Here is a 2,348-nt window from a genome sequence, read left to right as displayed (position 1 = left end):
TTCATAAGGCGTAGACAATTATGAGTACCCTAGCAAATCAAGCTACGAATACCAGTAGCAATTCTAATAATAAAAATAGTAGTAGCGACTATAAAAAACTCCTTAGTACCATGAAAGGTCACCTGCTTTTCGGTACATCACACATGCTGCCTTTCATCGTAGCCGGTGGTGTTCTGTTGGCGTTAGCGGTCATGGCATCGGGTAAAGGTGCGGTTCCAGCAGACGGCTTGCTGGCAGACATCTCTAACATCGGTATCAAGGGCCTTGTTCTTTTCCCAATCATTCTTGGCGGCTTTATTGGTTACTCCATTGCAGACAAACCAGCACTAGCGCCAGCGATGATCTCTTCTGGCATTATGGCAGACATGGGAGGCGGCTTCCTTGGCTGTATCGTTGCTGGCTTCATCGCAGGTGGCGTGGTACTTCAACTTAAGAAGATCCCACTTTCTACTAACATGACTGCACTAGGTGCTTACTTCATCTACCCGCTTGTTGGTACGCTAATCTCGGCAGGTATCGTACTGTGGGGCATCGGTGAGCCAATCAAACTGTTCATGGCTTCAATGAACGAGTTCCTAGCGTCAATGGCGGGTGCATCTAAGATGGTTCTGGGCACAATCCTTGGTGGTATGACGGCATTTGATATGGGCGGCCCTATCAACAAAGTAGCGACCCTATTTGCTCAAACTCAAGTAGACACACAACCATGGTTAATGGGCGGCGTAGGCATCGCGATTTGTACACCACCTCTAGGTATGGCACTGGCAACTTTCCTATTCAAAAACAAGTTCTCTAAACAAGAACAAGAAGCAGGTAAAGCAGCGGCAATCATGGGCTCTATCGGTATCTCTGAAGGTGCTATCCCATTCGCAGCGAACGACCCAATGCGCGTTCTGCCTTCAATCGTTGCCGGTGGTATCGTTGGCTGTGTGTTTGGCTTCATGACAGACATCCTACTTCACGCACCATGGGGCGGTCTAATCACAGCGCCGGTATCAAGCAACATCCCTATGTACGTGGTCGGTATCGCACTAGGCTCTCTAACCACAGCGGTTATCGTTGGCTTCTGGAAGCCAGTAGTCGTTGAAACAGAAGAGGACACAGTTGAAGCTGCGCCAGTTCAGGCTCAAACAGCACCTGTAGCGGGCGAAGGCGAGTACGACATCGTAGCAGTAACATGTTGCCCTTCTGGTGTTGCACACACCTTTATGGCAGCCAAAGCACTAGAGAAAGCAGGTGCGGCAGCTGGCCTTAAGATTAAGGTAGAAACACAAGGTCAAAATGGCATTCAAAACCGCATTACAGACCTAGATGTCGCAAACGCGAAACTGGTTATCTTAGCTCACGATATTCAAGTGAAAGACGCTCACCGCTTTGCCAATTCGAACGTGATTGAGTGCTCAACCAAAGAAGCGATGAAGAAAGCCGCAACACTGGTCGTCGCATAACCCAACGTCAAGTTAGCTCCTAACTCTAGAGCCCTACCCCCTAAGGGCTCTATTTTTATCTTCTCTATGAGCTCGTTACATGCTCTTCAGTCCCCACTTCTCAGCGGTTTGCTTGAAGAAACCTTGCGTCTTTTTCAATTCAACCCAGTGATTAATGTAGTTAATCCAAACCTGATCATCTTGTGGTAGTAGCATGGCAATTGGAGTTGGTTTACGTGGCTCTTTCACCGGAACTATCGCGAGTTGTTTAAACTTCTCGACTAAGGTTGCAGCCTCTACGTTTGAAGTCACGGAGACATCGGCGCGGCGAGCTAAAAGCTCTTGGAAATCCCGTGCTGGCGCTTCAATCACGATGTGTTGTGCCGATGGGAAGAAGTCCTTCACCATTTTTTCTTGTACTGTGCCGAGCGTGGCGGCAACTTTGATTTCTGCTTTGTCAAAGTCACTCCAATCAGAGAACTTCTCTATGTCTTTCTTTTGCACAACAGGGACGAAAGCCAGATAGAAATAGGGGTGGCTGTACCCAGCGACTTTTGCTCGAGACATGTTGAGCGATGCGCTGCCAGTCACGTCGTATTTGTTGGCTGTGATGCCATTCACCAAGGTTTTCCAGTCCGTTGCGACGTATTCCACTTTAACGCCTAGGTCCTTAGCCAACTCAGTCGTGACATCGATATCAAAGCCGCGGTAGCTATTGGTCGCTGGATCCTTCATTGTCATTGGGTTCCAATCTCCAGTTGTACCAACGCGAAGAACTCCGGCATCGAGTATCTCCTGCAAACGACTTTGTGCATGTGCAATTTGTGTAAAAGCAAGTAAGAACATTCCTAATGCAATTAAGCTTTTCTTCATTTTTTATTCCTTCAAAGAATGCTGATTTCTAAGTGATGAATGTAGATA

At 47.7% G+C, this 2,348-nt stretch carries 2 protein-coding genes; one reads left to right on the top strand and one right to left on the bottom strand.

The window, feature by feature from the left end; genetic code table 11:
* Positions 1-20: 20 nt before the first annotated feature.
* Positions 21-1,448 carry a fructose-specific PTS transporter subunit EIIC gene (locus tag BCT81_RS25325; RefSeq protein WP_102426252.1) on the top strand — a complete coding sequence of 476 codons (1,428 nt, stop codon included), beginning with the start codon at positions 21-23 and terminating at the stop codon, positions 1,446-1,448.
* Between the two features lie 75 nt (positions 1,449-1,523).
* On the opposite strand, the gene BCT81_RS25320 is transcribed toward BCT81_RS25325, so the two are convergent.
* Positions 1,524-2,300, bottom strand: a complete 777-nt coding sequence (locus BCT81_RS25320; protein ID WP_102426251.1) for a transporter substrate-binding domain-containing protein — start codon at positions 2,298-2,300, stop codon at positions 1,524-1,526.
* Positions 2,301-2,348 lie beyond the last annotated feature (48 nt).

Origin of the sequence: Vibrio sp. 10N.261.52.A1 (assembly GCF_002876325.1) — a bacterium.
GTDB classification, from domain to species: domain Bacteria; phylum Pseudomonadota; class Gammaproteobacteria; order Enterobacterales; family Vibrionaceae; genus Vibrio; species Vibrio chagasii.
The sequence above is the reverse complement of the archived record's forward strand: the minus strand, read 5'-3'. Positions and strand labels throughout refer to the sequence as shown.